This is a genomic window from Streptosporangiales bacterium (assembly GCA_009379825.1).
GTDB lineage: Bacteria > Actinomycetota > Actinomycetes > Streptosporangiales > WHST01 > WHST01.
In genome coordinates this window covers 1-5072 of the sequence record WHTA01000153.1, presented here as the reverse complement: position 1 = coordinate 5072, position 5072 = coordinate 1, and the positions used below count along the sequence as shown (strand labels likewise).

Annotated in this window: 4 protein-coding genes and 1 pseudogene; all 5 read left to right on the top strand. The window is 68.6% G+C overall.

Annotated features, from left to right (window positions below; all coding sequences use genetic code 11):
- Positions 1 to 138: 138 nt before the first annotated feature.
- Positions 139 to 336, top strand: a pseudogene (locus GEV07_30680) (acetyl-CoA C-acyltransferase).
- 8 nt (positions 337 to 344) lie between these two features.
- Positions 345 to 755, top strand: coding sequence for a hypothetical protein (locus GEV07_30675; GenBank protein MQA06874.1), 411 nt, complete (start codon positions 345 to 347; stop codon positions 753 to 755).
- Between the two features lie 72 nt (positions 756 to 827).
- Positions 828 to 1580: an SDR family oxidoreductase gene (locus GEV07_30670; protein ID MQA06873.1), complete on the top strand. Its 753-nt coding sequence runs from the start codon at positions 828 to 830 to the stop codon at positions 1578 to 1580.
- Positions 1577 to 3166, top strand: a complete 1590-nt coding sequence (locus tag GEV07_30665; protein MQA06872.1) for an AMP-binding protein — start codon at positions 1577 to 1579, stop codon at positions 3164 to 3166. Before GEV07_30670 ends, GEV07_30665 begins: the two co-directional genes overlap by 4 nt.
- Positions 3163 to 4731: a propionyl-CoA carboxylase gene (locus tag GEV07_30660; protein MQA06871.1), complete on the top strand. Its 1569-nt coding sequence runs from the start codon at positions 3163 to 3165 to the stop codon at positions 4729 to 4731. The genes GEV07_30665 and GEV07_30660 overlap by 4 nt, the downstream gene beginning before the upstream one ends.
- The last annotated feature ends 341 nt before the right edge of the window (positions 4732 to 5072 follow it).

The following is a 5072-nucleotide window of genomic DNA, read 5'->3' as shown; positions in this document are numbered from 1 at the left end:
CCTCCGCCAGCTCCGCGACACGCTCAACGCCCAGTTCACCGAGACTGTCAGTACCCCATGCGATGCTGAACACGAGCAGGTGGCCTAACGATCACCTCGGGGCCGCCACCGAAGTTCAACGGAACTCGGGACATCCTCGAGCTCGGTATCCCACTCGACAAGCTCAACGCCAACGGTGGTGCGATCGCCGTCGGGCATCCGTTCGGCTCGACCGGAGCGCGGATCACGTCCACGTTGGTCAACGCGCTCTCCTTCCGCGACAAGGAGATCGGCCTGGAGACCATGTGTGTCGGCGGCGGGCAGGGCATGGCCATGGTCCTCCAGCGACTGAGCTGAAGCCGCAGATGCCACCAGTCAGTGAGGAGCAGGTCGTGTCAGAAGCACGTGTACGCACGTTCGGCGAGCTGAGCGTCGACGAGACCTACCAGTCGGCCGGGCGCACGGTCACGGAGGCCGACATCGCGTCTTTCGCAGGGATCTCAGGCGACTTCAACCCGCTACACACCGACGCGGAATGGGTCGCCACGAACACCGACTACGAACGACCCATCGCACACGGCCTGCTGGTCCTCGCCATGTCCAGCGGCCTGCGAACCCCGGGCATCGACGAGCTCAACGTCCTCGGTTACCCAACGCCGAACGCGCCATGGTCGCGCCGACGTACCCGGGCGACACGATCCGGATGGAACAGCGCATCGCGGACCTCAGGCCGAGTCGGTCGCGCCCGGGTTCTGGCATCGTCACGGTCGAGGTGACGGTCAGCAAGCAGGACGGGACGGTCGTGCAGCGCGGCAATGACGTGCTTCTCGTAGGTGGAGGCGATGACAATGCATGAACAGCACGGACCAAACGCCCACGGCGGCCGCCGATACCTGGTCACCGGGAGCGCGTCCGGCATCGGCCGGGCGACGGCCACGCTGCTCGCACAGCGAGGCGCCACCGTCGCCATCGGCGATCTCGACCAGGCCGCCGCGAGCAAGTTGGCCGACGAGCTGGGCGACGGCGCGTTCGCACTGCGGCTGGACGTAAGCCGGCGCGAGTCGTGGCAGGACGCCGCGGCTTCGATCGAGCAGCAGCTCGGCGGGCTCGACGGGCTGGTGAACAACGCCGGCATCACCCGCGACCGCACCATGGCGCGGATGACCGACGAGGAGTGGCAACAGGTTCTCGACGTGCACCTGCGCGGCACCTGGTTGGGCTGCCAGGTGATGCGGCCGCTGCTCGTCGAGTCGTCCGCCCCTTCGATCGTCAACACCTCGTCGTCCGGGCGGCACGGCACGTTCGGCCAGACCAACTACGCGTCCGCTAAGGCAGGCATCGTCGGGCTGACGAAGACCGTCGCGGTGGAGCTCGCCAAGTACGGCGTCCGCTGCAACGCCGTCGCGCCGGGTGCGGTGGAGACACCGATGACCGAGGCGGTGCCGGACGCGGTCCGCGAGCACTGGGAGTCGACGATCGCACTCGGTCGCCTCGCCCAACCGTCGGAGATCGCCGAAGTCGTCGCGTTCCTGCTCTCCCCCGCCACCTCCTACGTCACCGCCGAGGTGATCGACGCGAACGGGGGCGAGCCACATCTATGAGAGGAGCCTTCCTCGACTCCGTCGAGGTCGACCGCAGCGGGCCGGTGGCCGACCTCATCGAGGCGGAGACCGACCGCCCGCAGAGCGTCCTGTTGCGCTGGCCGGACGACGCCTGGACCGTAAGGGACTTCGCCACGGCCAGCCGGCGCTGTGCCGCGGAGCTGAGGCGCCGTGGCGTCGAGAGCGGTGACCGGGTCGCCCTCATCAGCGGCAACTCCGCCTGGCGGCTCGCCTGGCAGTACGGCATCTGGTGGGTCGGCGCCGTCGAGGTGTCGATCAACGCTGAACTCAAGGGCCCGTTGATGCAGTCGGTGCTCGCCGACTGCGAGCCGGCGCTCCTCGTCGTGGAGGAGGAGCTGCTGCACTGCGTCGGCGACGAACCGCCCGCCCCCGTACGGATCATCGACCACGGCTACCCGGAAGAGATCGACGCGTCCACACATGCCGAGCTCGATGCCGCCACTGCAGCCATGCGCCCGAGCGACCTAGGCACCATCCTCTACACGTCCGGCACCACGGGCCCGTCCAAGGGCGTGATGCTGCCGCGGGCCTACTTCGCCAACCTCGGCGCGGTCATCGCTGGCGTGCTCGACCTGCAGCCGTCCGACACCGGCTACTTCGTGCTGCCGTTCTTCCACGTCGACTTCCACGTCGTGTTCCCCGCCGTGGTCCAGTCCGGGTCTTCCGTCGCGTTCGACCGCAGGTTCAGCGCGCGCCGGTTCTGGCCACAGATCGAGCAGTTCGGGTGCACCTGGTGCTTCGTCATCGGCTCCGTCCTCTCCGTGGTGATGACGCTCGGCGCGGAGGCCGCCGCCGGTACCCCCGTACGCCGGTTCCTCGGCGCGCCGATCCCGCCGGAGGCGTACACGTTCTTCGAGCAGAACCTCGGCATAAGGATCCAGAGCATGTTCGGCCAGACCGAGGCCGACGGGCCGACGTTCGACACGGTCGACCACCGGCGACAGGGCAGCGCCGGCTGGCCGTGCGCCGGTTTCGACGTCGAGGTCCACGACGAGTCCGGCCGGCAGGTAGCGCCGGGTGCGATCGGGCAGATCGTCTACCGGCCGCAGCGGGCCAACATGATGACCCTCGGGTACTGGCGGCGCCCGGACGCGACCGCCGAGGCGTGGCAGAACCTCTGGTTCCACTCCGGTGACCTCGGCCGGATGGACGGGGACGGCTTCCTGTACTTCGTCGGGCGGCTCACCGACAGCCTGCGACGCAGAGGTGAGAACGTGTCCGCGTACGAGCTGGAGTTCGTCATCCGGCGCGCGCCAGGAGTCGACGAGTGCGCCGCCGTCGGCGTGCACGACGAGATGGGCGGCGAGGACGACATCAAGGTGTTCGTCGTACCCGACGACGAGCACACGTTCGACCCGGACGCGTTCTTCGGGTACTGCGAGGACAACCTGCCCAGGTACGCGGTGCCGACGTACGTCGAGCTGACCACCTCGGACACGTTCGTCCGCAGCGTCGGCACTGGCGTCATCCAGAAGCGGCGGTTGTCCCGCGAGACCGCCGGTCCAGGCATCTACGTACATCCACAGAGCAAGGTCGCGACCGACGCTGGGAAGGTGGCTCGATGAGCTTCACATGGAAGGACGCGCTGGCCGAGCTCGACCGGCGGCGTGCCGCCGCTCGCGAGCTCGGCGGGCAGCGCCGCGTCGACCGCGCGCACGAGCAGGGGCGCTACACAATCAGGGAACGCATCGACCGCGCGTCGACGAGGTTCCACGAGGTCGGTGAGTTCGCCACCTACGACGACGTCGACGCGACCGGCGTACTGCAGGGACAGCTGCCGGCGAGCTACGTCTGCGGCCTCGGCGAGTTCGCCGGCCGGCCGGTGGCTCTCGGCGGCGAGGACTTCACCGTGCGCGGTGGCGCGCCCCAGACGTACCTCGACCGGATGAAGGGCGGGCTCGGCGGGTTCGTCGAGGACCTCGCCCACGAGTACCGCATCCCGCTCGTGATGTTCATGGAGGGCATCGGAGGCGACGTCGCGGCGCAGGCGGAGAAGGGACACGCGTACCTGGTCAGCTCGTTGAGCTGGGGCCGTTCCTACGAGCTGCTCGCCGAGGTGCCGGTGCTCACCATGGTCAGTGGCGCGGCGGCAGGCGGCACCGCGGGACGTACAGTGCTGAGCCACTTCTCCGTGATTACGAAGGACTCGGTGATGTTCGCCGGCGGGCCGCCGCTGGTGAAGCGCGCCATGGGCATCGACGTCGACAAGGACGAGCTGGGCGGCGCGAAGATACACACCGGCATCTCCGGCGCCATCGACAACATCGCCGAGGACGAGGACGACGCGATCGAACAGATGCGCACCGTGCTCGGCTACCTGCCGCAGAACGTCTGGGAGATGCCACCACGAGGTGACCGTTCGGACCCGGCCGACCGCCGCGTCGACGAGATCCTCGACATCATCCCGGAGAACCGGCGGCAGCCGTACAAGACGTCGAAGGTGATCGAGGCGGTCGTCGACCGCGGCTCGTTCTTCGAAGTGGGCCCGAAGTGGGGTCGCAGCGTCACGACGGGGTATGCGCGGATGGACGGCATCCCCGTCGGTGTCGTCGCGAGCAACCCGATGCATCTCGGCGGCGCGCTCGACGCGGCCGCGGCGGAGAAGCAGGTGCGGTTCGTGGACACCTGCAGCACGTTCCACCTGCCGATCGTCTACTTCGTCGACGTACCGGGCTTCATGGTCGGCCCGAACGCCGAGCGCGGCAACGTGGTGCGCTGGGGCATGCGCGCCATCCAGTCACTGGTGCAGGCGGAGGTGTCGGTCGTCACTGTGCAGGTGCGCAAGGCGTACGGCATGGCGGTCTCGGCGACGTCCGACCCCGACGGTCTCAGCCTGCGTATCGCCTGGCCCACTGCGGAGTGGGGCGACCTGCCCGTCGAAGGTGGCGTGGAGGCCGGGTTCAGGCGCGAGATCGAGGCGGCCGACGACCCCGAGGAGTACCGCAGGCAGGCAGAGGAACGGATGCTCGCGCTGGCCGACCCGTGGCAGACGGCGGAGGCGTTCGGCGTCGAGAACATGATCGACCCGCGCGACACCCGAGAGATCGCCTGCGCGTTCCTCAACGCCTCGCTGCACAAGGTACGCTCCTCGCTGGGCCCACAACGGCGGCAGTGGAGCATCAGGCCCTGACGATGGATACCAGGTTCGAGTTCGACCACACGTCGATCGCCGTACACGACGCCGAGGCCTGGTTGCGGCGTATCCGGCGCGACCTCGGCGCGTCCGTACTCGTCGGCGAGGTGCTACCGGAGTTCCGCTACGCGCTCTGCCAGGTCGGTGCGCCAGAACACGGCGCGCGGCTGGAGCTGATGGACGCGAAACCCGGGCGCGGGAGGCTGTCGCACGAATCAGGCTCTGGATCCGCGTTTCGTGGGCGCCCGTGGTCCGTGGCGGTCGGAAGAATCGGTGCGTGGCTTACAACTTCGTGGTGTGTGATCGTGAGCAGCTGATGTTGATGCCGCCGTCGATGG

Excerpts from the sequence above, each read along its gene's own strand:
- GEV07_30665 (MQA06872.1), top strand. The coding sequence starts at position 1,577 with ATGAGAGGAGCCTTCCTCGACTCCGTCGAGGTCGACCGCAGCGGGCCG.
- GEV07_30675 (MQA06874.1), top strand. The coding sequence starts at position 345 with ATGCCACCAGTCAGTGAGGAGCAGGTCGTGTCAGAAGCACGTGTACGC.
- GEV07_30660 (MQA06871.1), top strand. The coding sequence starts at position 3,163 with ATGAGCTTCACATGGAAGGACGCGCTGGCCGAGCTCGACCGGCGGCGT.
- GEV07_30670 (MQA06873.1), top strand. The coding sequence starts at position 828 with ATGCATGAACAGCACGGACCAAACGCCCACGGCGGCCGCCGATACCTG.